The sequence below is a fragment of the bacterium genome, assembly GCA_012517375.1.
Taxonomy (GTDB): Bacteria; Hydrothermota; Tepidihabitantia; order B3-TA06; family B3-TA06; genus JAAYVC01.
The window spans coordinates 12,080-38,045 of the sequence record JAAYVC010000049.1 but is presented as its reverse complement, the minus strand read 5'-3'; the positions used below and the strand labels follow the sequence as shown (position 1 = coordinate 38,045).

Below are 25,966 nucleotides of genomic sequence, written 5' to 3'. Positions count from 1 at the left end.
ATCTCCAAGGCCTACGGCCATCTCCCTTTCTTAATGAGCGCTGGATTATCCTCATCCGCTTATTTGACCTTCCTCAACTCCTCAATAAACGCAGGTCTTCTTGCGTATGTGGTCTTGAAGTCCTCAACGAGTTCCCTGACCCTTTCTTCATATCCTTCTATTCTCTTCATCAGCTTAAGATACCGGACGACCTCAGTGTAATGTCCTCGACCCGTATTCGATTTGGCAAAAGGAGCAATAAACTCCATGTACGCCTTGAAGTACTCGTCAGGAAACTTCGCGGCAAGCCGCGCGTGATACTTCTCGAGATATTGAAGACTCTTTTTAGAAAGAACCATGTTCAGAGCCTTTTCAAACATATCCTCCTTCAGATATATTTCGATGAGGATATCGTCCCGGTCATGCCGTTCGCGCGCCAGTTCGGCGATTATGCCCTCGATCGTCCGGCTCCATTCATCCCGCGCACAAAGAGCCTTCAGCTCGTAGTAGTCCTTCCAGCTTCGCTTTTCGAGGAACAGGGCTTTCAGATTCAGCTTGTACTTGCCGGGATCACTCGGCTTGTAGAACCCTCCAAGGAGCCTGCGCAGGCCCTCCCTGAGATGATCAGGAAAGATTCTCAGTCCTTCTTCCGCCACTTCAATTGCCCGCTCGTGTTGTCCGATCTTGACCAGACGCTCGGCGTACCACAGGCATAACTGATTGTCATTTCTGTAGTTCCTTTCCATAAGCGCGCAGTAGGCGTCCCATTCTCCCAGGCCTTCAAGGATATGCAGCATCATCGAAAAAAGCCTCCATGCTCGAAAGCGTTTGATGAAATCTTCCTTATCAGGCAGACTCTGAGGCATGTGTGGTTCGAGGAGTTCCTTCCAGAGCCTTAAGTCGTCTTCGCTGGTGCATATCTTCTTAAGCGTTGCGTCGTAGTGCTCCTCGAAGTAGTCGGGGTCGTTCGCGATGAATTTCTGAAAGAGATACTCTATGTGAGCCTTTTTTCGGTCGTGATCGAATTCAGCGGCGAGGATGGTGTTGGCAAAATCGTCCATGGCGTCCGCGAAAGCTCCGCCGTAGTAGCCGTCCGAATCGTCCACCCAGTCCATCTTTTCGGCAATGACTTCGGAGAGCGCCCGATAAACGAGCAAGGCCTCGTCGAAATCGCCTCTGCGGATGCAGTGCTGTGCAAGTTCCTCAAAATCGGTAAATCCGACCTCGATCCCGTAGCGGTGATAGCCCGACCCTTTGAATGCGCGGCGGTACATGCCTCGTAGCACGCTTTTATACTGTTTAAACCTTTTCTTCGCGGAATCTTGGTTGAGGTTATATATATTCAGGAGGTTTCCAATGTCGCGGTTAGATATAATACCCTGACTCCCGACTCCGGAATCAGGCGCGGCATCGCCCTTTGCCGTTCCCATGCCTTTCTCAACCTTCAGGTATTCTTCGAGCAGGCAGAGGAGCACGGCCACGATGTGCTTGCATGAGCCACCCTGCCTGTAGGGGCAGGTGCATGAAGCGGAGAAGTCGTTTCCCCAAGGACGAATGGTAACCTTGTAAGGTTCTTTTCCCTTAACGATCGCCGTTATCCGCTCCCCGAATCGCTCAACTGAAGAAACCCTTCCTTCCTCGCAGTATTCCTTGCCTCGTCTAAACGAGGTCGGCGTGCATGCGTTCTTTATCTTCTCGATATCAAGTCTCATTGGATTCGACCTATGATACCTCTGAGAGCCTCAGATAAAGGCAATTGCTCCACATTACTTTACGAAGCGACGGCGCGGGGATAAAACCTAATCCCCATCTTGAGGCCGAAGCCCGAGCCTATCCAGCTCGATGCAATGGCGTAGAGGTTTTCTTCGTCCTCGGGCTTAAGTGTCTTAAAGCCTCCGCCTGCGTCCAGAAACATCGCCAGCCGCTCTGACGTGAAAAGCTCTATGCCGAAGTAGCCTGTTACGCCTAAGGTCAAATTCGGGCCAATCAGATTGCCGCAGCCGTAGACCAGATCGTCGTACGGCGTGAATGAGTAGCCGACTATGATATCGGTCGCTCCGTAAGGTCTCAATTTGCCGTACAGTATCGGACCCGAACCTCCGAAAGACACAACTCCTGCCGCCACGACCGGGTGGAACGAAACCCGCTCGCCCGTCTCTGAGTGAATGAACGTGCACCATGTGAGCGAGCTGCACATGCGGCCTTTTATTCCTATCTGGAATGATTTACCTATTGTCGGCAAGGTAACGCCCGCCTGCATGAAAGAGAGTCCGCCCATGACGCCGGGCGCGAACTCGAGACCGAGCGTGCGACCTGCTTTCAATGTATCTATCTGGGCAGATACGGGCAGGAAGATGACTAACAGTGCCAGCAAAGCTATCAGAAATATTCTCTGCATATGCATCTCCTTTTGTTGTACGCTAGTTTAGCTGGATAATATGCGGATGCAAGCTAGCAATCGGAGGCCGCATGGGTCGAACTGCGTTCGACATACTACTGGGTTGTGCCTGTTTCCTACTACCCATCCTGGCGGGAGGGGTAGGGGAGGGGTAGTCATCCTCGTCCTCTGGGAGAGGCCGCTGCACAGCGGCGGGTGAGGGGTGACCTTCTTCTCCTGTCTTTGCGAGCGAGCCTCCAGGGGAGGCATTGGCTGAACGTGCGCTCGAAGCGCAGACCCGCGCGGGAAGCGCTTACGTTCAGCGAGAAGACGAAGCAATCTCGTAGCAGAGTGCTTACGCACATGGCTCTGTACAGTGTGTTTCAAGAATGTGCCAGGAGATCGCCACGCTAGCGCCCCTGCGGGGTGCAGCTCGCGATGACGAAATGGAAATTAAAGCGCGCTCATTGACAAAGCATCGAAAGCATAGATAATCTATTTACAGGAATTTTATGTAAAAAAAATCGCCAAAAGCTATGGGAGAATTTTCCGCCAATAAAAATATATCTTGATGACATCGAAAAGATAGTCGAAGTATTAAGAGATGCGTCAGAAGAAATAACCATTAAGACTGATGAATATCAACTTGATGATCCAAGCCAGCTTAAGGAATTAAAGAAAGAAAAGATTACTGATTTGAACCTTACAACACATAGTCCATATATTTCGTTGAATTTTGAAAGCGACAGAATATGGCTTTATGCAGGTGAAGACACTATAACTAATCGTGGTGTTTTGGTAAAAGTAAAAGAGGTTCTTAAACCTAGACGCCTAAGATTTGGTTGGTTTTCCAAAACGGGATGGAGTTGGCTTTTTGGTTCTATTATCGGGGTATTCCTTGAAGATTTTATTGAGGGAATCATAAAGGAAACATGGTTGGTAATAGTTGTCGGTATTGCATTTGGTCTTATCTTTGTTGTTTGGGTTTTCTGGGCTATGAATATTCAAACTAAAAGGTACTCATTAATTATTCTCAAACGACGTCACGAGCAAGAGTCATTTTGGAAACGTAACAAGGACAAAATAATTGTAGCGTTAATTGCATCGCTGATAAGCGGAATACTTGGTGTTGGCGGAACCCTGCTTATCCAACTTTTAACTAAGATGTGAAATCGTAGGGGCCGACCTTTAGGTCGGCCCGCAAATAGTCAATCCGGGCTTACCTGAAGGTAAGCCCCTACGTTTGTTTGGGGTGAGTGTTACGAATCGGGTGGGTATTTCATCAAGCCGATGGGGGAGGGGGGTGCGACGTACAAGGTAGTGCTGATACGCTAAGGAGCATTTGCTCCGCAAATAGATTGCTTCGGTCGCTCGCAGCGACACTCGCAATGACTTCCTCACTCCCCGGCGACAAACTTCTAAACAAGTTGCGACGCAAGTCGTAGACCTCAGCCCACCGCTTTCTTTACGAGCGCGCCTATCTCCGCCTCTTCGGTGGCGGTCAGCGCCTTCAGCGCAAAGGCGACCGGCCACATGACGCCCTCGTCGAGATTCGCCTTGTCGTTGAATCCGAACGTCATGTACCTCTCCTTGAATTTCTCCGGGCTGCGGAAGAAGCAGACGACCTTGCCGTCCTTGGCATAGGCGGGCATCCCGTACCAGGTTTTAGGCTCAAGTACAGGCGCACTTGCCTTGATGACTTTGTGCAGCCGCTCAGCCATTGCGCGGTAGGGTTCCTCCATCGCGGCGATTGCCGCGAGCGCTTCGGCCTCTCCGTCCCCTTTTTGAGTTTTCTTCTTATCCATTTTCGATCTCCTTTTGCATATAAATTCCTACTAATATTGTAGCTTTTAAGTCCGCCTTGTCAAGGGGTTGACGCAGCATCTTTGTCGCGTCAAGTCGGCCCGCTTCTAAATAATTCGAGCTTACCTAAAGGTCAGCTCCTACGTTTTTGACTAACGTCTAAGGAGCATTCCCTTCGGGAATAGATAGTTCCGCAAGCGTCACCCTTTGGAGCTTTGGTCGTTGGCAGCGACTTGCTGAACTTAAGTGCTTCCAGCGGTAGTTCAGCCCATGCCGCCTCCGGCGGCTACCTCGCCAATGACATTTTCAAATCCTGACGCGCTTATTCAAACTGGAACACAAACCGTCAATCCTGACTTCCTTATCGGGGTCACCAAAGGAATGCGGAGCAGTCTTTTGGGGTGAAAGTTTGACCATCTTTTGACCAGCTTTTTTTGCCCCACAAGATCGCGTTGCGATCTTGTGGGGACCCCGAACTCAACCCCACGAATCTACTCCACAGCTTCGCGGGGACCCCAATTTTCTAAAAAGAGAGTGCGCAAAATGCGCACTCATCAAATCTTGGATTAGATAAAAACAGGCAAGCTGTTTTTTATCTATTAGTTATACATCATCATTCACGAGCGTGGAGATGTCGCCCAAATCCTCGCCCCATTCCTGTGCGCGAAGAACGCGGCGCATTATTTTTCCCGAACGCGTTTTTGGAAGCGAACTTACAAATTCTATCTCCTGCGGCATGGCAAGTGGGGAGAGCTTCTTGCGGATGAAGTTCATTATCTCAAGTTCAAGATCTGTCGATACTTGGAAGCCCGGCTTTAACGCCACGAACGCCTTTACGACCTCCATGTTAACGGGGTCGGGCTTGCCTACAGCCGCCGATTCCGCTACCGCCGGATGCTCAAGCAATGCGGATTCGATCTCAAATGGCCCAACCAGGTGACCTGCGGTGTTGATGACGTCATCATCCCTGCCGACGAACCAGAAGTAGCCGTCCTTGTCAATCGACGAGCGGTCGCCGCATATGTACCAGCCATTCTTGAACTTATTGTCGTATGTCTCCTTGTTGTTCCAGTAAGTTCTGAACATCGAAGGCCAGCCAGGTTTCAAGGCAATAAGTCCGACCTTGCCGGGTTCCTTGATTGGTTCATAAGTCTTCAAATCTACGACTGTTGCAGTTATGCCAGGAAAGGCCTTGCCCATCGAGCCGGCCTTTATCTCCATGCCGGGGAAGTTCGTTATCATTATGGCTCCGGTCTCGGTCTGCCAGTAGGTGTCGTGGAATGGCAGGCCGTAAGCCTCGCGTGACCAGTGAACGGCTTCAGCATTCAAGGGTTCGCCAACGCTCGCAAGGTGACGCAATGTCGACAGGTTATACTTCTTGACGATGTCGGTGCCCTCTTTCATGAGCATCCTTATGGCAGTCGGGGCCGAGTACCAGACAGTCACCTTGTGATCCTGTATAAGCTTGTACCAGCGGTCGGGTATAAATCCCGCATCCAAAACAACCTGCGTAATGCCAAGAGACCAGGGGCCGATGATTCCATAAGAGGTTCCTGTGACCCAGCCGGGGTCTGCAGTGCACCAGTACACATCGTCATCCCTGACATCGAGCACCCAACTCGTCGTTATGGCCTGCGCAAATATCGAACCGTGAACGTGTTGGGCGCCCTTGGGCTTGCCCGTAGTCCCAGATGTGTAGTGAAGCAGGGATGGGGTCTCAGGGGTGCATGGGTAGCTTTCGAATTTCTCGACCTTTTTCGCTTTGTCGAGTTCGAAAACTATCTCGCCTTCGCCCTTCTTTGAAGGCTCACCGTCTACAACTATTATGTGCTTCAGATTCGGCAAATCCGGTTTTATATGACGTACCTTCGATACATGCTTCTTGGTCGTTATAACAGCCGCAGTGCCCGCATCCTCCAGACGCGTCATCAAGGATTCGGGTCCGAACGCGGAGAACAGCGGCTGCGCCATTGCGCCGAGCTTCAATATCCCCAGGATCGAAAAGTACAAATCGGGAATCTTGTCCATGAATACGCAGACGCGGTCGCCGACCTTGATCCCCAAATCCTTGAGATACTGAGCATAGGTGTTTGTTACGAGTCTCAGGTCATTAAATGTGTAGCGCTTGACCGTGCCGTCAGAGCCTTCCCAGATAAGGGCAAGCTTATCCTTCTTCCCCTGGTCGCATATCCTGTCCGAGCAGTAGTAGCCTATGTTTAAAAAATCGCCTTCCTTATATCCCAAATGCTCACGGGCCTGGGACCAGTCGAAGGTTTTATATTTCTCTTCGTAACTTCCGATGTTGCTCATGATCCTTAGATCCTCCTTAGGATTCGGTTAAGCTTTAAAAAATCACTATGATCTTTATCTTCTTTCCACTTGAAAGGAGCGAATGAAATCCGATACACTTTTCAATCCCCTTTGTAAGCACGCATCTTCTCTTCAACCCATAGAATCGTTTCCTTAAAGGCTTCAAACGAGGACGCATCGTATAAAAACTTCAAATCCGTACTTGGGCAGAAATGCTCGAAGTCCCTTCTTTTCTCATCCAGGCAGGCGCCGATTGCGTTAATTCTTTGTCGGAATTCCGTCGTGTCTTTCAGACCAATGCTTTTCAAAACAGACCTGAAATCAAATTCCAAATACGCATCGGTATATACCCTCAAGAGAGGCAGTATGATTTTCTTTGCTTTGATTCTGAAGACAAAACACCCAGGGTTCCATTTTATTTCGTCCGCATTCTTTTCGGCAAAATCAAGCAGTTGTCTGAGAACAGCGGCGTCCTCTTCAGTTATTTCTTCTTTAGCTACTTCCTCCCCAACTGTTTTTTGAAAGGTTTCCCTATTTAAATTCTCTTTTGGTGCGTAAGTACGTTTTACTGAACCTCTGCCGACCGCAGCTTCCTTTTCGTCCGGGCCGCCCGATATTTTTGGAACAAGTATTTCTTTTTCCCCATCCCTGAAATACTCCAATTCCAGGGCTGCAACAACGCAGTCACTATGCTTGTTGAGGTAAAGAACGATCTCCCTCAGCTCTTCGTTGATGTGATCTACGGCTACGATCAAGTGAAAGCGGCCTTCTCGAAGATTCCTGTCAAGTGCCTTTCGGAACTCCAACTCGTTGAATTCGATGCTTGAATGCTCCCTGACGGATTCGTAAAGTGGTTTCTCGGAAAGCTTATCGAAGTTATCCGTGAACTTCAATTCCGACATCTGTGAGAGATACGCGGCGTACTCCAGAAGTTGTCCGATAACCTTCCTTCGGACGTCTGAATTTTTGGCTAACTTGCACTCTACAATGGCTATTGAACCGTCTTCAGCAACCGCGACAATATCACTTGAACCTGAACTGGGAAGCCCGAACTCTCGCGCCGAAGCCACCAGGGGTGGTTCCAGAGGGATGAGGGAGATATCTTTTTGAAGAAGTTCCTGTATTTTGCTCTCGTCTTCGTAATCGGAGGATGCGAGCGGTCTCCAACGCTTTTCTGCCTTTCCTTTCAACAATATTCGCATCCTTAGAACTTCCTCCTATTGATGTCCGCTAAGGCGGAGGTTAGGATTTTCCCTTTTCGACAAGTCGCTTTCTTGCCCTGCTCGCATATCCTGTCCGAGCAGTAGTAGCCTATGTTTAGAAAATCGCCCTCTTTGAAACCGATAAAATCACGCGCTTTTGACCAGTCAAAATTCTCGTATTGTTCCTCATAAGAGCCTATATTGCTCATGGGCCTCCTTAAAATATATAGTCATTTTTACCTTTTCCATTTCACTTCCATTTTGGGAATTCATCGATATTTTATTGATGAAATTCTTTATTTCAACCCTTGCTTGAAATTCTCTTTTCTGCATCCTTTAATTCATTTTCGTCTGGGAAGAGTACAATTTTTGCCGCCAAACGCGGGACGGCTAAAAGCATCTCGAAGCCTTTCTCAAACTCATGTAATGCCATTACGTGGGTTACAACGGGAGAGATGTCAATCCTTTGCGCGGCAAGGAGGTTGCGCATCCTGTACCAGGTATCGAATATCTTGCGTCCGTTTATACCGCAAACCTGCGCGCCCTTGAATACGAGCCCGTTATTGTAGTCGACAGGCACCTTTGCCTCCGAAGCCACGCCGAACGCGGTCAGGCGTCCGCCTTTTCTCAAATGGGTGAAGGCTTCCTCAATAGGTTTCTCCCCGCCGACCATCTCTACGGAGATATCCACGCCGAAGCCATCCGTCTCATCAAGAATGAACTTATGTCTTTCCTCAAGGCTTGTCTTCTTTATATCGAGCACATGGTCGGCGCCCATGCGTTTGGCAATGTCCATGGCGAAGTCTGAAAACCCCACGACGATAATCTTTGCGACACCTGCTGCCCGAGCAACACCGGTGGCAAAAAGCGCCGTAGGCCCGTCGCCTACTATAACCATCGTCTTGCCCGCGACATCGGCATCCTCGCCGAGCACCGCATAAACGCCATTGCCCATGGGTTCCTGCACGCAAGCATACTCCGGCGGGATCGAGCGGTCGTTTCGCCAGCAAACGCGTTCGGGCACGGCCACATACTCGGCGAATACTCCGTCCCGGTCCACGCCCAGTATCTGCATGTGCTCGCCGATATGCCGCTGTCCCAGAAGCGAAGTCAAATCGCCGGGGTCGTATATATGGGTCTCGCAGGATATGTAATCGCCCTTCCTTATGCTTCTTACCGCCTGACCTACCTCCACCACCACTCCTGCAACCTCGTGTCCAAGTATCTGGGGAAGCTGCTTTTCGCCCATTCTCCTCTGCGCCCACGGATTCCACTCATAAATATGAATATCGGTTCCGCAGATTGAAGTTGATTGCACCCGGACGAGAACTTCGTCCGGGCGAATAGTCGGCGTGTCTACGTCCATTAACTCGGCTCCACCTTTCTCCGGCCTTATCTTGACTACCGCTTTCATTTTTGACATTGCAGCTCCATTTTTACTAGTATCGGTTATCTTATTGAACAAGGGGTTTCTGTCAACATAAAGATGTTTTATAGTAATCGTGATTAAGGTATTGACAAACTCACACTATTGATTAAGCTAATTGCAAGCACTAGTGTTTTTTCGCAAGAAAGCGAAGAAATCTTAAAAAGACTATAAGGAGGAGTTAATGAAAAAACTCATAGTTTTAATCGCAGGAGCCATGTTAGTATTCGGATGCGGTCTAATCCCGGATGAAGCGGCAATAAAGAAACTGATTGAAGAAGATCTTGAGGTTGTTGTTGAACCAGGCGATCATAGCGTATCGATAAACATAAACGGCGTGCCTGCAGAGCTGCCAAGAGGTCTTGACGGATTAAGCGTATTCGTCACAAAGGAAGGCAATGACAAAAGCGATCCAGTAGAAAAGGGCGTCACCGAGGATAAAACCGTTACAGAAACAGGCTTAAATAACGGTGAGAAATATATTGTCGCCGTTAACGGAGAAGTAGGCGGACAGGTTACAGGCTACGGTTTCAGTAGGGGCTTTTACCCGAGACCAGGCGGCTACGGCGATTACTTGGGCTATGATCCCGGAACGCACGGTCCGACAAATGCCGTATACTTTGATCGTCTTTCGGGTGCTCCCACAGCTAAACAGGATGATGATCCGGATGTTGATTTCTATTTCTATCGTGAAGGCGAAGATCTTTATTTCGCAAAGAGACCTGGAGTAACAACTGGCGGTGTAACAGCATCTACCCAAACAGAATGGCTTGATGTTCAGGACGCTCCTACCTCGTATGCATCGAGCGCAAAACTCGTAAAGGGCGGAATCTATCAATTCCAAACCGAGGATAATTATTTCGGCAAGATCATAGTCGACTCGGTGGCGTCGGTAACAACAACATCCAAGGCTGCAGGAGATGCCGTCAAAGTCTGGTTACGCTATGCGTTTCAGACGGCGCAGGGCGTAGGACACTATTAATCTTAGTGTAGCATTTTAATCTTTGACAACCTTTAAGGGAATGTCTCAAGAGACATTCCCTTTTCGCGTTTCAAATTACCGGTTTATCTATGAGATTTGAAGCCTTTTGCCTGCTATTCCCTTTTTGATGAAAGCGTCTTTCATCAAAACAATATTATCGCCAGAGAGTCTCGAGAGAATATCATTCGCTGCTTTAACCGCCGCCTTTTGATGCCTGTTCCATTTTGAACAGGCTAAAGGATGAAAGAGTCTGGTAAGGAAAGACGGGTGCTTTTCACCGTTTTCATCGGATTGAATTTTCAACTGATCAGAGATAATCGAAGTGATTATAAGATTCGAAGAAACTACAAACCACAAAAGGCCTGGTTCTTGAGTCAGGGAAATCACCTTTTCAGCATAGAGTGCAGCTTCGGAAGGCTTGTTGTCTTCGTAATATGCCTGGCTAAGGAGTTGATACAACGAAAGCCGGCTTCTGGAATCCAGTTTATCCAGTGCGTCGCTCTCTACCTGCTTTAGAATATCAATAGCGGATGAAGACATTCCGTTAGCGAGATTTATTCTTGCCGCTGTCAAAAGCGCTGTTGTGACGTTGCCGGTTTGCGCGGCTATTCCCTGAAGCTCAATTAACTCAGCTACGGCTGTTTCGAGTTCTTTATTTTCTATAAGATTATTGATTCTTGCAGCCATTGATTGTAAAATCAAATCCTGGGCGTCGCAAGTTTTTGCATTATCTATAGCTTTTGTCGCGGCATCCAAGCCATTCTTGGGAAGACTCATCTCGGCATAAATATTAGATCGCAAAATCTGCGACTCGATTTTAATGCGAACCATTTCGGGAGCACTTGCAGTTTCTTCCACGAAATCGAGACCTTTGATTGCATCCTCATAAAATGCGAAATCAAGTGCGGCTTCTGAAAATCTTAGAGTAGCTTCAGCCTCACCCCAGGAATCTCCGGATTCGTGAAAGAGCGTTTTTGCCTCCTTTATTTGGTTAAAGCCTTCAATGTACCTTCCATTTGTGCGGTTTATTGACGCTAGAGTCGCCAGCGCTCTAGCCGCGCCTTGGGGATTCCCGATTTCAGAAAATATCTTGTGAGCTTCTTCGAGATGAGGCAGAGCGTCGTTTAATTTCGCTAGCATGTGCAATGTATTGCCAACATGGGCGTGAGCGTCAGCGATTCTATTTGGTTCGCCTACAATTTTGCGCAATTCAAGAGCGTGCTCGTATGCTGATAAGGCGTCTTCAGGCTTGTTCATATAGTAAAATATATGTCCTCTGTTAAGTTCGACTTCGGCTGCTAATTCAGGATTTTGCAGCTCTTCGGCTCTGACGGAAGCTTCCTCCAATCTTTCATGAGCGGAATTAAGGTCACCTTTCATGAGGTATACGCCTGCAAGTTCGATAATGCATTTTATGATGTTTTCTCTATGACCTATTTCTATCGCTGATTTTAGCGCTCGTTCAAGATAGCTCTCGGCCTCTTGGATTTTGCCTAGTTGGAGAAGAAGTCTGGCAAGGTTCAATATGTTGGTCGTCAGCAGCAGCTTATCATCATTCTTCTCGGCAAGAGTCACAGCTTTTTGATAATATTCAAGTGATTTATCAGGTTGCCCCAGAAATCTATTCAAAGTAGCCAAATTGTTCAACGCTCTGTTTGTTTCTTCAGTATCATTGATTTCCTGAGCCAGGTCCAGAGCAGCTTGAAACTCGCCATCGGCTTCTTCATGCCTGCCTTGTCTTGCGTAACCGGCACCTTTTTCTACATGCGCCACGGTCAGACCTCTTTTGTATCCGAGATCGCTGGACTTAGTAAGAGCCTGGTCAGCATACTCGAAAAGATGGTCGAAATCCGAGATGAAACGCGAAACATAAGCCAGTTTGTTGAGTGTATCTATTTCACGCTCACGCATTCCGGTTCTTATGGAGAGATTTCTCGCCGAGGTGTAATCTTTAGCGGCTTCATCAAAACGTCCCTGGTATTCGTAAACCTGGGCTCGGCAGAAATAAGCCGTATAGAGATCTTCACTGTATCCTTCTGTTAAATGTTCATTCCATATTCTTATTGCATTCGTAAGATCGATCTCAGCGGCTTCGTTGCGGAATAACCTGCGGTTTTCCTTAGCCGAACGAATTGAATACGCGAACGCTTGCTCCCACTCGTTTGCCTCAGAATAATGATGAGAGAGTAAAGTAAGATATCTATCAAGAGAGGATTTGTAAAGATTTTCAATCGCTCTTGCAACTTGGCGGTGGTATTTTTCGCGTTCTCCTCGTAAAAGAGAATCATAACATACGTCTCTTATCAAAGTCTGATTGAAAATGTAGTCTATTTCACCGGCTTCTAAAGGGTAGACTAAGCCGGAAGTTACAGCAGGTAAAAGCAAGTCAGATAAGTTGTTGTTTTCTGTAATATAAGAAACTATTGGAGCCGGGAAATGCATGCCGTAAACCGAACCCACTTTTAATGCTTCCCTAACTTTTTCAGGCAGTCTGTCAAGCCTGGAAAATACAAGACTGTAAAGGTCGTCAGGTATCTCAGCAGAATCAACATTCTCATCAAGAACCCAGGTCTCTCCCACCTTTGTAATCAAACTTTTATCCTGCAGGTATCCGATCCACTGCTCAAGAACGGTAGGGTTGCCTAGCGCTCTTTCGTACAAAAACTGTTGAACTTTTTCGTCCGACTTGCCGGAAAGAATCTGTTCTACAAGTTCCCTTGTTTTTGAGGCGGAAAGAGGGGAGAGGGTCAATTCTTTTACATCGCCATCTGAGGCAAATACCTCCTTAAAATACTGCTCAAAACCCTTGTCGAAGGTGAATACGAAGGCTATATTTCTCTGCTTTATTCGAGGTAACGTTCTCGCAGCAAAAGCAAGCATTTCAAGTGAGCCGCTGTCGGCTTTTGATAAATCATCCGCTAGCAGGACCAGGTTTTTTTCTTTGGCTCTGCTTAAAAGATAGCTTCTGAATGCGTCTAAAAGGTTTTCAAGTCGGAGTTCAGGAGAATATGATGCAATCTTTATCTGTTCTTCTTCCATTCCGAAAAGCATCGCCGCAATAAAAGGAAACCTTCTCGATAGCTCAGAATCGCCTCTATGATTTTGAGGATTGTTTCCAAGGGAATCAATGTGCTCGGAGAGTTTTGTCCTTTTCGCTGATGAGTCATCCTCTTCTTTAATCCCTGATGAGCTCATGAGAATCTTACGGAACACCTGGTAAGGCGCTTCCCTTTCTTCAAGCGTAACTTTCAATACTTCATGATCATTGCTGAGATTCATACTGATTTTCTTTAGAAAACGGCTTTTTCCGATGCCCTGGTCGCCTGTCACTCCTATTACTTTCGTGTCTTCGGAGAGCAGTGCAAGCAGTTGCTGGAGTTCTTCTTCATGAGTTTTCCACTCGCCGGCTGGAGAAGAAGATTGAGTTTTCGGATAAGTCAAAATAAATCTCTTATAAGCGATGTTTCTTACGGATACAGGGGCTAACTCTTCAGTTTCATAAAGATCGGAGAATTTGTCGCGGGCTTCTTCAGTTACAACGAACTGGCCCGGTTCGGATGCGCTCATGATCTTTGCCGCTGCATTTACTCTTTGTCCTATCACCGTATATTCCTTTTCTTGACCGCCGATATAGCCTGCAAATGCTGCGCCGTAAGATAGCCCGCCAGTCAGAACAAAAGAAGTCTCAAATGAATAAATATCCTTGAAGCATGCAGCAGCATTCGCTCTGTCCGTCTCGTGGCTCAAAGGTGCGCCGAAAAGAATAAGGAATTTGCTGCCTCTAGGCGAGATGTCGACTTTATTTACCGCACCCTGGTATCTTCTTACGATTTTAAGGATATTCAAGTAGAAGCTGTTAAGAGATTCGAAATCAGGATTCGCTGAATCGTATCCTTCTAAGTTAAGGAAAAAAGGAGCAACAATCCGATATTCACCGCCTTTAGATAAAGCGCTTTTCCCGGCATTGCCGAGAGGAAGAAAGGATTTTGTTAAACCGACAAGCTTTTGTCGGTCTTCTTCATTGATCTCCAAAAATGGCGCTTTGTCGAAGGTTTCATCACCGAGTCCTCTTCTTACAACCAGCTCCCCTGGACCAACCGATTTCTCGGCCATTGCAAGCTCTTCAACTGAATCCCCTAACGGGAACCAATCGACCTTCTCGTCATCTCCCAGTATAGCCTCGTAGTAGTCGCCTCCTCCAAGTATCGCCTTCATTGATAATGTAAAATTGCCTTTGCTTGTTTTTACTATGGGATTTTCCTTAAGCCAATCAAGCATCTCCCATGCTGCTGCCGTTCCTCGTTTAACGGCATCTTGATCATCAAAACGAGCTAGCAGCGAATCGCCTCCAAGTTTCAAGAGCGACCCTTTTTGATCCTCGAGTATCTTTGAAAGTCTTGAAAAATGTGCGTTTAATATCTCGGTAACTTCTTCTATTCCTTGTTTTCCTTCGGCGGTTAGCGCTTCTGTAAGTGCAGTAAAACCGGAGATATCAGTATAAAGCAGAACGGACTTTGTTTTTGTGATTCCTGGCGTTATTCTGCCTTCGGCCAGAATTCTTGCAAGGACGTGATGCGGTATAAGGGGCAGTAGAATTTCATCAATCATATATTACCTGAATTGAAGTTCATATCTAAGGGTGGGTGTAAAAAAGTCGCCTATTCTTGATTCCATTATCTCCTCCCATAAGGAGCGTTTCTTAGGTATCTCAACTAATTTGGGGGTACCTTCCATTTCACACAACTCGGCTAGAATCTTGTGGGCTACTTCTCTTGAACCTAGGGTATCCACAAGACCCAGTTTGCAGGCTTGTCTGCCTGAAAGAACCCTTCCATCCGCGATTGCCCATACACTATCTTTCGGTAGGTTTCTCCAAAGAACGACTTCATCGACAAATTGTTCATAGACATCGTCAATCATTTGTTTTAAGAGCAAGGTATCGGTTTCCTTTGGTTCTCTGGTTCCTGAACCTATGTCTTTATTTTCTCTCGATTTAACCGTATACACCTGAATTCCAAGCTTGTCCATAAGACCTTTGTAAACCGGAAAATTAAGGATTACGCCTATTGAGCCGGTAATGGTGGAGGGAAGCGCAACGATTTTGTCAGCAGGCAACGAAACGTAATATCCACCGGATGCCGCAAGACTCGACATCGAAACCACGACCTTTTTGCCTTTATCCTTGAGGCTTTTTATTGCCTCGAAGATCTCCTGGCTTGCACCGACGCCGCCTCCCGGGGAGTTAACTACCACCAACACGCCTTTTATGGATGGGTCTTCCTCGAAAGTCTTGAGGTTTTTCACCGTCTCCTCCGAGGAAACGATAGTTCCCTCAATCTTGATCATTCCCAGTCTTTCGCCCTCGCATCCCGCAAGAGAAGCGAGTATTATGAGAAGAAAAAGTTTCTTCATAAATATTAGTGGGCCTAAATGGAGTCGAACCATTGACCTCACGCTTATCAGGCGTGCGCTCTAACCAACTGAGCTATAGGCCCTCGCAACAGCGAATGATACCGGAAAAAATACATTATGTCAAGGTAGAAAAAACCATTGGCTCTGATAATTGTTGTTGAAGAACTCAAGTCCTTTCCATGGATTAGTTTTTGCCCATATAAGTCGAGTCTTCAGATCACCAACATGAATCTCTAATTTATGGCCGTCGGGGTCAAGGAAATAGATGGAGGGCCCCTCAGTCGTATTGCGGTGCCATATCTTGGCTCCGGATTCCCTTATTCTTTTACTAATTGGACCGAAATCCTTTGGCTTGACGCTGAGGGCTAAGTGGCTATATTCTGGATTGTTGTGGGTTCGCATCTTCTTATCTACAATGAGCGCAATCCATATTTTTCCTGCTTCGAGGTAGGCGCCTTGTAACCATTTTGCTCGCGGTTTTATCCCGAGTATCTTAGTGTAGAAGTCAAATGAGACATCCAGGTCTCTTACGGAAAGCGTTACGTGGTTCACTCCAGTGATCATATATCCTCTGTTATTTCAGTGAATCGTCTGCAGGTTCTGCGCTCATTGTGTATTCCCCGCTTTCAAGCCTTTCTTTTACATGAGCGATGCCCTCATCCTTGTTTTGGATTTTATTCTCCCATTGTAACTCCTCCAATTCTGCAAGAATAATCTTGAATATCGGTCCAGGCTTTAATCCAATTTCGATAAGATCATTTCCATTTACATAGGGCTTGAATTCGGACCTTTTTGCGTCCTGTGAAGCAAGTTCCAGTATCGATGTGATAGTTTTCTCAAGATGTCTTGTCCTTCCTGCCGTGGCAAAACCGTCAGCAAGATCGAGTATCATGACGTCTTCGGCGACCGAACCGCACATTCGCATGTATCTTCGCATGGCTCTTTCAGTCAGCTCCTGGGATGTTGCTAAAAGATGCAGGTGCATGTGTCGTGCAATCGACTGCTCGACATATTCGGATTCGGCATTAGAAAACCTAAGTATCTTTGAAAGGGTCCAGAGCATCTTCTTAGCTCCCCTTGTGTCATGACCGTAAAAATGCATAGACCCATCCTTATCCTTTATTAAAGTTTCAGGCTTTGATACGTCGTGGAACAGAGCTGTGAGTTTCAGAAGCGAACGCTTTTCAGGAGCGCTGTTTATTCTTTCGATGATATCATTTATCAACGGAGGGAAATGCTTGTGGTTAAGAATATGTTCTAGTCTTTCAAACACCATTAAAGAGTGCGCCCGAACCGCATAATCCCTAAAGAAATCCGGAAAAGGGAAAATCTGTTCAAGCAACCCGGTAGCAATCAACCGGTTAATGATAGGATATGTTTTTTGAGCCTGAAGGATGATCTTTAGTTCGTAAGAAATCCTTTCTCTAGCAACATCTTTGAGCGAAGTAGTCTCCGCTTCTTTTTCCAAACTGTGCGAGATTTCAAACCCAAGCTGAGACTTGAATCGGTAAGCTCTTAGGATTCTCAATGGATCATTCTTGATTGAATCCCGGCTTACGGTTTTTATCCGTTTTTTTTCAATGTCCTTTAATCCTTCAAATGGATCAATAGGGGAAAAGCTTTTTGATGAGACAACATTATCAAGCGATAGAGCTATCGCATTTATTGTGAAATCCCGTGCTGTAAGATCCTGTATTAAAGTATCAGTAAAACCTTTGAAATCAAGAACAAGTTCTTTGTTGATTACGACCCTGGCCTCGTCATCTTTTTCGGAAAGTGGAACAAAAGCGCCTTTCAGCTTACGCGCTGCCTCCTCGGCGAATGCCATTCCCGAACCCTTCAGGGCAAAGTCGATATCAAGGATGTTCTTGCCCAATACAATATCGCGTACTGCTCCGCCGACGACGTATATCTCTTTGTCTTTTTTCAGGGATAAAAGTTTTCTCAATATCTCTTCATTTTGCTTTATCGGCTTTAGAGAAATATTCAAAGCATTTCCTTAAGGAAGAGACCGGTATGCGAGTTCACGGTTTTTGCAATCTCCTCAGGAGGACCGCTGGCGATAATCCTGCCCCCGGCGTCTCCGCCTTCTGGACCGAGGTCAATCACCCAGTCTGCGGTTTTAATGACGTCGAGATTATGTTCGATAACTATTACCGTGTTTTGCTTTTCTACAAGCCTTTGAAGAACGCCGAGCAGCATGCGGACGTCTTCGAAATGCAGCCCTGTCGTAGGTTCATCGAGTATATAAACGGTGTGCCCCTTCGGTATTTTCGATAACTCCTTGGCAAGTTTTATTCGCTGAGCTTCTCCGCCTGAAAGGGAAGGCGCAGACTGTCCAAGTTTTATATAACCAAGGCCTACGTCTTTCAAAAGTCTCAATTTGCGTTCAACAGGCGGAATATCTGCAAAGAAATCAAGCCCTTCATCTACTGTCATCTCAAGAACTTCAGCAATATTCTTGTTTTTAAAACGCACCTCCAGTGTTTCCTTGTTGTAGCGCTTTCCTTGGCATACCTCGCAAGGGACATAAACATCAGGTAGGAAGTGCATCTCTATCCTTAACGTTCCGTCACCTGAACATCGTTCGCATCTCCCGCCTCTGACGTTGAAGCTGAATCTTCCTGAACCGTAACCGCGAATGCGCGCTTCCTTTGTTTTCGAGAAGAGTTCTCTGATAGGGCCAAATGCCTGAGTGTAGGTCGCAGGATTGGAGCGCGGCGTTCTTCCTATCGGCGACTGGTCTATGTTAATGACTTTGTCTATGTACTCAAGGCCTTCGATGGAGTCGTGATCCCCCGGTTTTGTGCGTGACCGATAAAATTTCCGCGCTAGTGCGCGATAGAGAATGTCAGAAACGAGTGAGGATTTGCCCGAACCGGATACACCTGTTACGCAAACAAAAAGACCTAGTGGAAAATCAACATCGATTTCCTTCAGATTATTGTGTCTTGCTCCCTTTATAGTCAATTTTTCCTTTGAGTTTTTTCTTCTTTCTGAAGGTACGGCTACATGGCACTTGCCCGTGAGATATCTGCCTGTAAGCGAGCGAATTGAAGATTTGATATCATCTGGAGTGCCCTCCGCAATTATTTTTCCTCCTTTTGCGCCTGCTCCTGGACCAAGGTCAATAATGTAATCCGCCGATTCTATGGTCTCCCTGTCGTGTTCAACAACTACGACGGTATTGCCCAAATCCCTGAGTTTGTGAAGTGTTGCCAAAAGGCGTCTGTTATCCCTTGGGTGTAATCCTATTGTAGGTTCGTCGAGTATGTATATCACTCCTACGAGTCTGGAACCTATCTGTGTTGCAAGTCTTACCCTTTGTTCTTCTCCGCCGGCGAGTGTGTCAGCAGTTCTATCGAGAGTAAGGTAGTCTACTCCGACTTCCAGAAGGAATCCTAGCCTGTCAAGTATCTCTTTTACGACTTCACCGGCAATAGCCTTGTCTTGCCTGTTTAACTTAAGACTATTAAAGAATTCTGTCGCCTTCTTGATGGAAAGACGCGTTACATCCCGTATATTTATGCTGCCTATCCTGACCGATAGAGCCTCAGGTTTTAGCCTGTCGCCGCCGCAAACAGGGCATGGTAGAATAGACATAAAACCTTCGATGTATCTTCTTCGATAATCCGAATCTGTTTCCTTATGAAGGCGCATGAGGTTGTTTGCGATTCCCTCAAAATACTCCTCTCCTTCGTATCGGTGACCTGATCTGCCTTCGTATTTGATTTTAACCGGTTCCTTGGAACCGTAGAAAATGACTTTTTTTGCATCCTCGGGAAGATCAACCCACGGTGTTTCCAGATCGAAACCGTATTGTTTTGAAACAGCCTTAAGAAACGCAAGCGACCATCCCTGCGGCTCGCCCCATGGAACAAGCGTTCCTTCCATTATAGAAAGTGAGGGATTGGCAATTAGACGGTCAGGATCAATTTCCATCTGCGTGCCAAGGCCGTGACAGGCTGGACAGGCGCCGAAGGGAGAGTTGAATGAAAAGAGTCTTGGAGATATCTCTGGATAAGCAAAACCGCACTCTACGCATGCAAGAGATTGACTATATGTCTGCTCTTTAGAATCGTCTATCAAGACAGTGCAAATGCCTTCTCCTTCAGAAAGAGCTAGCTCGACTGAATCGGCGAGTCTTTTTCTCATATTGGATTTGATTACCAGACGGTCTACAACTATCTCGATAGTATGCTGCTTGTATTTTACAAGCTCAGGCGGATTATCTAAAGCTATAACTTGACCGTCCACCCTGACCCTGACGAATCCTTTTCTGATTAACTTAGGCCAGATATCGCGGTACTCGCCTTTTCTGCCTCTTACTTTTGGCGCAAGGATAGTCAGCTTCGTTCCTTCAGGATGTAAGAGCAGTGTATCAATGATTTGATCCGTAGACATCTTAGAGATTGGGATGCCGCAGTTGGGGCAGAAAGGCTTGCCTACTCTTGCGAAAAGGACTCTCAGATAATCATATATCTCGGTTACCGTTGCGACCGTAGAACGGGGGTTTCTGGATGATGTTCTTTGTTCAATCGCTATAGCGGGAGAAAGGCCTTCGATAAAGTCTACATCAGGTTTTTCCATTGCTCCCATGAATTGTCTTGCGTAGGCGGAAAGGGATTCCATATATCTGCGCTGACCTTCTGCATAAAGCGTATCAAAGGCTAGACTTGATTTTCCTGAGCCTGAAAGCCCTGTTATTACAACAAGCTTGTTACGCGGGATCCTCACGTCTATATTTTTCAGGTTATGCTCTCGCGCACCCTTTATGAGAATATCCTGTTCCATAAATCAAGCTCTAATTTTAGCCCGGAAACCGGTTCGCGTCAACACAGAAAGGATGATTATCAGTAATAATATATTGTTGATTTGGGTTACATTATTGAAAGTACAATGCCGAATTCGCATCCGACCAAGATATAACTTGCAGATTTTATTTTTTCCTCCTTCTTGACTACGGTTCTTGCCTTCCTATAATCCGATAATGGCTAAATCACGCATCATTCACTGGATATTTGAAGATTGGTGGCTTAAACTCATTGCCTTGATTGTTGCAGTACTTGTCTGGCTCTTTGCAAGGCTTGAGGCTGACTATACAAGGAAATTGAGGCTTGGGCTTGATTTGTCACTCCTTCCTCAGGATTACGTTGTATCTTCCAAAAGCATCGATTCGGTAACCGTTGAGATTAAAGGGAAAGGCAAGGCACTGATTCAACTTGCCAAGAAAAAACCAAGAATCATGCTGCCTCTAAAGGATATGCACGAAGGTTTTGAGAGACTGCGCATAGGCCCAGAGAATGTTATAATACCGGAACAGATTCAGGTAAAATCCCTTGATCCCTATCAAATCGAGTTAAAGATTGAACCAAGGGCGAAACGTAAGATAAAGATTATTGTGCCGGTTGAGGGCTTTCCAGCAAAAAATTATGCGATATCATCGATAGACTTCGATAATACAGCATATGTTTATGGAACGCGTGAGGCTGTTTCGGGAATAAACCAGTTGTTCAGCGAACCTTTGAATGTTGATGATTTATCCGAAACCGTTGAACGAGAATTGGTAATTCAGCATCCTGATACAGCCGGTCTGTTCGTTGAACCTTCGAGGATCAAGGTGAAGGTTAAGGTAGAGGCTGAAACGACCGTTGTGCTAAGGGGGTTGCCGGTCCGAATTGAAGGTAGACCTGTTTCAGGTCAGGCCTATCTTCTCAACAAGGAAGTGGAGTTGACCCTTAAAGGACCTGTTAGTTTGCTCAGAAACATAAGTCCTGCAAAAGTCGACATCAGTATTCTTGTATCTTCGATGACCCCTGGTGATTACAGAGTTCCTGCCGACATTTCCATTGCTCCCGGAATAAGGGTAGAGCGCAGCGAGCCGGCAATATTCAGGATTCTTGTAAGATGATCGCGCTCGGTATCGATACAAGCTGCGATGATACTAGTGTGGCAGTCCTTCAGGATAAAACGATTCTTTCAAATCTTATCTCCTCTCACCTCGTTCACAGGGAATTCGGAGGAGTAGTCCCCGAGTATGCTTCGAGGGCGCACGCTCTTCTTTTATATCCAATTACGAAAACAGCGCTTAAGTCCGCAGGTATAGCGCTTGAGGATATAGATTTAATAACCGTTACTGCGGGTCCAGGTCTCTTGGGTTCGATATTATGCGGACTGTCTTTTGCTAAAGGTCTGTCATTAGCTTCAGGAAAACCTTTAAGGACGGTGGATCATCTTGAGGGGCATATATACAGTGTTTTACTATCTACGGAAGAGTTGGAATATCCTTTTCTGGTTCTTTTGATTTCGGGAGGGCACACCGAGTTGGTTTACGTGAGGTCTGAGTTTGAGTATCAAGAAATAGGTTCCACTCTGGACGATGCCTGCGGAGAAGCCTTGGATAAAGTTGGAAAGCTTATGGGCCTGGGATATCCTGCAGGACCGGCTATTGAAAGAATGGCCTCAGGGGCTCGAACTCCAGTCAGATTTCCCGTTCCCAATCCTGAAGGTCTTGATTTCAGTTACTCAGGTTTGAAGACGGCCGCAAGAAACTATCTTAAAAAACATCCAGAAGCCTGCTACCCTGATGTCGCTTCAGGCTTCATGGAGGCGGCTTTTGATCATCTTCTTGATCGCGTCATGAAGGCAATTGACGAACTAAAGGTGCGCAGACTTGGGCTTGCCGGCGGCGTATCAATCAACAAAAGACTACGTAACAAGTTTGAGGCATTCGGAAAAGAAAAAGGATTCTGCGTGTATGCACCGTATCCTTCGCTTTGTACTGATAATGCGGCGATGATAGCGGCAGCTGGCATAGAGAGATTTAAAGCCTTTGGTGAATCGAAGCTTGATGTTCGGGCTTACGATCGTTCTTCGTTTGCGGAGATGAGCGCATGATGGTTTCAGATGAACTCATTAAGTACATTGAACTCAGGGGAATAAAGACTCCTGAGTCAAGAAGGCGATTTTTGTTTCCCAGGCTTTCCGATCATTATGATCCTTATCTTCTCAATGATATGCAAAGAGCGGTGGACGCTTTGATAAACGCTTTGAAAAGACGTCACAAGATTCTTGTTTGGGGACATGCAGATTTAGACGGTATAGCTTCAGCTTCCCTGCTTAAACTTGCCTTGGAAGACCTCGGGGCCTCGAATGTCATGATAAGGATTCCAGCAGGAGACGATACTGAAGGATTCGGTCTTGAACAGAATGAGATGGAGAATTTTGCGGCAAAGGGAGGCAATCTTATAGTCACTGTGGATGTTGGTGTCACAAATACAGCCGAGGCATTAACCGCCAAGAGCCTTGGGCTTGATTTGATTATTACCGACCACCACGAGATCGTGGATTCAATGCCCCAAGCTATTGTTATTAACCCCAAAATACCTTTAAGCAAATACCCATGGAGGGAGCTGTCAGGATCCGGAGTAGTTCTAAAAGTAGTTTGCGCCCTATATAACAAGCTTGTCGGGCTTTCGATTGAGGAACTGAACCTTTTGAAACCCCATTACTGGATATTCTCCGCACTGGGAACGATATCGGATCGTTGCCCGCTGATTGATGAAAACCGCTTGATAGTGAAGGAAGGTATGGCTCGATTGCGTTCAGGTATATGGCCATCCCTGAACGTATGGCTTGCAGAGATGGGTTTTGATGCTGAAAGCCTCAGTGTTTTTGACCTTTACAGTCGTGGTATTGCTCCCTTTTACGCTGCGGATCCAGAAGAAGGCGTTAAACTTCTTCTTTCATTTGACGATGAATGGCTTCATAATCGATACGGAGAGTTGAAAGGTCTTGCCCTGGAATGGCAGCGCGGAAAGCAAAAGATGATTGACCTGGCCGAAAAACTCGCTCGACAAATCGGCGGTGTAATCGTAACTGTATCAGATAAAATTGATTCAGATTATCTGGGTACAGTGGCCCACGCGTTGAGAGAACGTTATAACTTGCCTGCAATGGCATTAACGCCTCGCAGAGAAGGCCTGTGGCACGCCGAATGCCGCGGTCTAGAGGGTACAGATCTTTTAGGATACCTGACACTTTTCAAAGATATGTTCCTGACTTTTGGCGGTCATAAAAAAGCATGTGGATTTACAGTAAAACAAGGCAGGTTGGATGAATTTCTTGAAATGCTTGAAAACCAACCGCTTGAAGTAGGCGATGAGAAAGAGAAAGTGAATGACGAGGTGTTCGTTCTTGGGATAAAGGGAGATTTAAGCGACTGGATTTTGCTATCACCATTTGGCGAAGGTAATCCTCCACCCAGATTTCTCGCTCACAGGGTTATTCTTGAAGAGACATATGATGGGTACAAAGCTGACGGCGTTCAAGTTTACATCCCCTTGGCGTTGCGCCCACTCTCCCAGAGAAAAAGTGTAGTGGATATTGAATATACGATTAATACAGACGGCAAGATCAGGCTATTGAGTATTGTACAATCCTCAAAGTCTTAAAAGTCTTAAAACCTTTATCTTGGGCTTTTTTTATGAACCGATTTACTAGAAGTCTATCTGGTCGTTTCTAATCAAGCCCTTTCGAGGTATTCCCCGGATTCGGTATCAACCTTTATCTTGTCACCTTTTTCAACGAAAGGCGGAACGTAAACCTTGAGTCCGGTGTTTGTAACCGCTGGTTTCATCTGTGCTTGAGCGGTCGCATGTTTAAGCGCAGGGTCTGCCTCGACAATCTCCATTACTACAGTTTTTGGTGGGTGTACTCCAATGGGTTTCCCTTCAAAATATACAACAGAGATAACTATGCCTTCCGTAAGATAGTAGCGGTTATCGCCAATGAAATCAGCACTTATGGATATCTGTTCATAGTTTTCCGTATTCATGAAGTGGAAAAATTCTCCGTCTTCGTAAAGATACTGCATCTGGATTTCCTCAAGTACGGCGACCTCAATCTTCTCGTCGGATGCGAAACGTCTCTCCATCGAGAGACCCGTGCGTAAGTTCCTCACTTTAAGCTGAATCTTTCCTGATTTTCTTCCGAGGGTGATGTGCCTGCGATCCATGACTATGTGAGGATCATTGTCAAGAACAATGCAATTTCCTACTTTTATTTGAGTAGCAGGTATCAATGAACCTCCTTGGGTTCTACATTGTATTTTCTTAATCTCTTGAAAAAGATGTCTTTTATCTTTTCAAGTGATTCATTGGTTTTCGCCTCAAATCTCAGAACGAGTACTGGTTGGGTGTTTGAGGCTCTTACAAGACCCCAGCCGTCTCTAAAGATGACTCTTGCACCATCTATTGTTATTGTTTCGTATTCGTGAGAAAAATCTTCCTGCAATTTGCGAACAACTTCGAATTTTCTCTCATCCTCACAATGTACGTGAATTTCTGGAGTATTCAAATACAGGGGAATCTCGGAGACAAGTTCTGAAAGCGTTTTCCTTCTTTTTTCAAGGAGGGACAGAAGTCTTAACGAGGAGTATATGGCGTCATCGTAGCCAAAGAACCCGTCCGAGTAGAAAATGTGTCCAGACATTTCGCCTGCAAGAGGTGCCTTTTCTTCTGCCAATTTTGCCTTAATCAGCGAATGACCTGTTTTATACATCAAAGGCTCGCCTCCTCGCTCTGTTATGTATTCAACTATCCCTTGCGAGCATTTGACGTCGAATATTATTTTCCCGCCGGGATTGCGTTCCAGGACTTCAGACGCCAGTACTGCCAGCAGTTTGTCACCGAATATTAGGTTTCCTCTTTCGTCCATAGCGCCGATTCTATCTGCATCTCCGTCGAAACCGATTCCCAGATCGGCACGTGTTTTTTTAACAATTTCTCCGAGTTCAACCATGTATTCGGGCACCGTCGGGTCAGCAAGATGGTTAGGAAAGTTGCCATCCGGTTCAAGGTTTATGTATTTTACTTCTAGCGATGGAAATCTCTCAAAAAGTCGTTCAAGTAAGATTCCTGCGGTTCCATTACCCGGGTCGATGACTAGTTTAGTTTCTTCATTAAAAACAAAAGCTTTGTGCATAAAGTTAATATATGAAGATATTATGTCTTTTCTTTCAACCTTGCCTTTTTTGTCCGTAATGAGTCGGTTTTCCTCTATTCGTTTCCTTAAATCAATTATGTCATCGCCGAAAAGACTTTTTTTCCCTTCACAGAGCTTGAAGCCGTTCTGATCTTTCGGGTTGTGGCTTCCTGTTATCATTACGCCCGAATCGATATCAAACTGGTGAAGAGCAAAGTAAAGCAAGGGTGTAGGAACGATTCCTAAATCAAGAACGTCCAGGCCTGCTTTAATTATACCTGAGGTTAAGTTTTCAAAAAGCCTTGGCGAGCTTATGCGTATATCCCGGCCAACAGCAATCTGCCGGATACCTCGTTCCTTTGCTCTCGATGCAAGGGCATTGCCTATCGCTTCGGTAACTTCAGGCGTCAAATCCCTCTCCGCAACGCCTCTGATATCGTATGCCCTGAATATTGCAGGATTCATGTTACTTTTCACTCATTTTTACTTAT

19 protein-coding genes and 1 tRNA gene are annotated in these 25,966 nt (G+C 46.2%); 5 read left to right on the top strand and 15 right to left on the bottom strand.

The annotated features are described in order from the left end of the window. Positions 1-59: 59 nt before the first annotated feature. The gene (locus GX441_06085; protein NLI98212.1) at positions 60-1,691 is read right to left on the bottom strand and encodes a hypothetical protein; all 1,632 of its coding nucleotides are present in this window, start codon (positions 1,689-1,691) and stop codon (positions 60-62) included. A gap of 59 nt (positions 1,692-1,750) precedes the next feature. Next, the gene (locus tag GX441_06080; protein ID NLI98211.1) at positions 1,751-2,377 is read right to left on the bottom strand and encodes a hypothetical protein; all 627 of its coding nucleotides are present in this window, start codon (positions 2,375-2,377) and stop codon (positions 1,751-1,753) included. Between the two features lie 708 nt (positions 2,378-3,085). Here GX441_06080 and GX441_06075 point away from each other — a divergent pair. After that, positions 3,086-3,526, top strand: a complete 441-nt coding sequence (locus tag GX441_06075) for a hypothetical protein (protein ID NLI98210.1) — start codon at positions 3,086-3,088, stop codon at positions 3,524-3,526. Positions 3,527-3,804: 278 nt separating this feature from the next. Here the strand turns inward: GX441_06075 and GX441_06070 are convergent, their stop codons facing one another. The 5 genes from GX441_06070 to GX441_06050 form a co-directional block, all read right to left on the bottom strand. Further along, on the bottom strand, positions 3,805-4,161 hold the full coding sequence (locus GX441_06070; GenBank protein NLI98209.1) for a DUF1801 domain-containing protein: 357 nt from the start codon (positions 4,159-4,161) through the stop codon (positions 3,805-3,807). Between the two features lie 601 nt (positions 4,162-4,762). Then, positions 4,763-6,469 (bottom strand): acetate--CoA ligase, encoded by a 1,707-nt coding sequence (gene acsA / locus GX441_06065; GenBank protein NLI98208.1) that lies wholly within the window; start codon positions 6,467-6,469, stop codon positions 4,763-4,765. A 101-nt stretch (positions 6,470-6,570) separates the two neighbouring features. Further along, entirely contained in the window at positions 6,571-7,671 is a 1,101-nt protein-coding gene (locus tag GX441_06060; protein NLI98207.1) for a hypothetical protein, read from the bottom strand. Between the two features lie 2 nt (positions 7,672-7,673). After that, positions 7,674-7,880, bottom strand: a complete 207-nt coding sequence (locus GX441_06055) for a hypothetical protein (protein ID NLI98206.1) — start codon at positions 7,878-7,880, stop codon at positions 7,674-7,676. A gap of 92 nt (positions 7,881-7,972) precedes the next feature. Then, complete coding sequence (locus GX441_06050) at positions 7,973-9,094, bottom strand: alcohol dehydrogenase catalytic domain-containing protein (protein ID NLI98205.1); 1,122 nt, start codon at positions 9,092-9,094, stop codon at positions 7,973-7,975. A gap of 187 nt (positions 9,095-9,281) precedes the next feature. Here GX441_06050 and GX441_06045 point away from each other — a divergent pair, with 187 nt between their 5' ends. Beyond that, positions 9,282-10,079, top strand: a complete 798-nt coding sequence (locus GX441_06045) for a hypothetical protein (GenBank protein ID NLI98204.1) — start codon at positions 9,282-9,284, stop codon at positions 10,077-10,079. An 87-nt stretch (positions 10,080-10,166) separates the two neighbouring features. Here the strand turns inward: GX441_06045 and GX441_06040 are convergent, their stop codons facing one another. The 6 genes from GX441_06040 to uvrA form a co-directional block, all read right to left on the bottom strand. After that, entirely contained in the window at positions 10,167-14,687 is a 4,521-nt protein-coding gene (locus GX441_06040) for a tetratricopeptide repeat protein (protein ID NLI98203.1), read from the bottom strand. Between the two features lie 3 nt (positions 14,688-14,690). Continuing rightward, positions 14,691-15,491, bottom strand: coding sequence for a signal peptide peptidase SppA (gene sppA, locus GX441_06035; protein NLI98202.1), 801 nt, complete (start codon positions 15,489-15,491; stop codon positions 14,691-14,693). Between the two features lie 9 nt (positions 15,492-15,500). Next, positions 15,501-15,574 (bottom strand) — tRNA-Ile (locus GX441_06030). A 37-nt stretch (positions 15,575-15,611) separates the two neighbouring features. Continuing rightward, positions 15,612-16,055 (bottom strand): glutathione transferase, encoded by a 444-nt coding sequence (locus tag GX441_06025; GenBank protein NLI98201.1) that lies wholly within the window; start codon positions 16,053-16,055, stop codon positions 15,612-15,614. 10 nt (positions 16,056-16,065) lie between these two features. Beyond that, positions 16,066-17,439, bottom strand: a complete 1,374-nt coding sequence (locus tag GX441_06020; GenBank protein NLI98200.1) for an HD domain-containing protein — start codon at positions 17,437-17,439, stop codon at positions 16,066-16,068. Positions 17,440-17,477: 38 nt separating this feature from the next. Then, positions 17,478-20,285 carry an excinuclease ABC subunit UvrA gene (gene uvrA / locus GX441_06015; GenBank protein ID NLI98199.1) on the bottom strand — a complete coding sequence of 936 codons (2,808 nt, stop codon included), beginning with the start codon at positions 20,283-20,285 and terminating at the stop codon, positions 17,478-17,480. A gap of 196 nt (positions 20,286-20,481) precedes the next feature. On the opposite strand from uvrA, the gene GX441_06010 reads away from it, so the two are divergent. Genes GX441_06010 through GX441_06000 form a run of 3 tightly spaced genes read left to right on the top strand, consistent with a single transcriptional unit; the run spans position 20,482 to position 23,944 of the window. After that, positions 20,482-21,402 (top strand): YbbR-like domain-containing protein, encoded by a 921-nt coding sequence (locus tag GX441_06010; protein NLI98198.1) that lies wholly within the window; start codon positions 20,482-20,484, stop codon positions 21,400-21,402. Beyond that, positions 21,399-22,388, top strand: a complete 990-nt coding sequence (gene tsaD, locus GX441_06005; GenBank protein NLI98197.1) for a tRNA (adenosine(37)-N6)-threonylcarbamoyltransferase complex transferase subunit TsaD — start codon at positions 21,399-21,401, stop codon at positions 22,386-22,388. The genes GX441_06010 and tsaD overlap by 4 nt, the downstream gene beginning before the upstream one ends. Next, the gene (locus GX441_06000) at positions 22,385-23,944 is read left to right on the top strand and encodes a hypothetical protein (GenBank protein ID NLI98196.1); all 1,560 of its coding nucleotides are present in this window, start codon (positions 22,385-22,387) and stop codon (positions 23,942-23,944) included. Before tsaD ends, GX441_06000 begins: the two co-directional genes overlap by 4 nt. Positions 23,945-24,015: 71 nt before the next feature. Here GX441_06000 and efp read toward each other — a convergent pair whose 3' ends face one another. After that, positions 24,016-24,573 carry an elongation factor P gene (efp, locus tag GX441_05995; GenBank protein NLI98195.1) on the bottom strand — a complete coding sequence of 186 codons (558 nt, stop codon included), beginning with the start codon at positions 24,571-24,573 and terminating at the stop codon, positions 24,016-24,018. After that, positions 24,570-25,940 carry a phosphomannomutase/phosphoglucomutase gene (locus GX441_05990; protein ID NLI98194.1) on the bottom strand — a complete coding sequence of 457 codons (1,371 nt, stop codon included), beginning with the start codon at positions 25,938-25,940 and terminating at the stop codon, positions 24,570-24,572. The genes efp and GX441_05990 overlap by 4 nt, the downstream gene beginning before the upstream one ends. Between the last annotated feature and the right edge of the window lie 26 nt (positions 25,941-25,966).

Coding starts and splice junctions, on each gene's coding strand:
- GX441_06085 (NLI98212.1), bottom strand. CDS start 1,691: ATGAGACTTGATATCGAGAAGATAAAGAACGCATGCACGCCGACCTCG.
- GX441_06040 (NLI98203.1), bottom strand. CDS start 14,687: ATGATTGATGAAATTCTACTGCCCCTTATACCGCATCACGTCCTTGCA.
- GX441_06060 (NLI98207.1), bottom strand. CDS start 7,671: ATGCGAATATTGTTGAAAGGAAAGGCAGAAAAGCGTTGGAGACCGCTC.
- uvrA (NLI98199.1), bottom strand. CDS start 20,285: ATGGAACAGGATATTCTCATAAAGGGTGCGCGAGAGCATAACCTGAAA.
- GX441_06045 (NLI98204.1), top strand. CDS start 9,282: ATGAAAAAACTCATAGTTTTAATCGCAGGAGCCATGTTAGTATTCGGA.
- GX441_06050 (NLI98205.1), bottom strand. CDS start 9,094: ATGTCAAAAATGAAAGCGGTAGTCAAGATAAGGCCGGAGAAAGGTGGA.
- sppA (NLI98202.1), bottom strand. CDS start 15,491: ATGAAGAAACTTTTTCTTCTCATAATACTCGCTTCTCTTGCGGGATGC.
- GX441_06070 (NLI98209.1), bottom strand. CDS start 4,161: ATGGATAAGAAGAAAACTCAAAAAGGGGACGGAGAGGCCGAAGCGCTC.
- GX441_06000 (NLI98196.1), top strand. CDS start 22,385: ATGATGGTTTCAGATGAACTCATTAAGTACATTGAACTCAGGGGAATA.
- GX441_06010 (NLI98198.1), top strand. CDS start 20,482: ATGGCTAAATCACGCATCATTCACTGGATATTTGAAGATTGGTGGCTT.
- GX441_06025 (NLI98201.1), bottom strand. CDS start 16,055: ATGATCACTGGAGTGAACCACGTAACGCTTTCCGTAAGAGACCTGGAT.
- acsA (NLI98208.1), bottom strand. CDS start 6,469: ATGAGCAACATCGGAAGTTACGAAGAGAAATATAAAACCTTCGACTGG.
- GX441_05990 (NLI98194.1), bottom strand. CDS start 25,940: ATGAATCCTGCAATATTCAGGGCATACGATATCAGAGGCGTTGCGGAG.
- tsaD (NLI98197.1), top strand. CDS start 21,399: ATGATCGCGCTCGGTATCGATACAAGCTGCGATGATACTAGTGTGGCA.
- GX441_06080 (NLI98211.1), bottom strand. CDS start 2,377: ATGCAGAGAATATTTCTGATAGCTTTGCTGGCACTGTTAGTCATCTTC.
- GX441_06055 (NLI98206.1), bottom strand. CDS start 7,880: ATGAGCAATATAGGCTCTTATGAGGAACAATACGAGAATTTTGACTGG.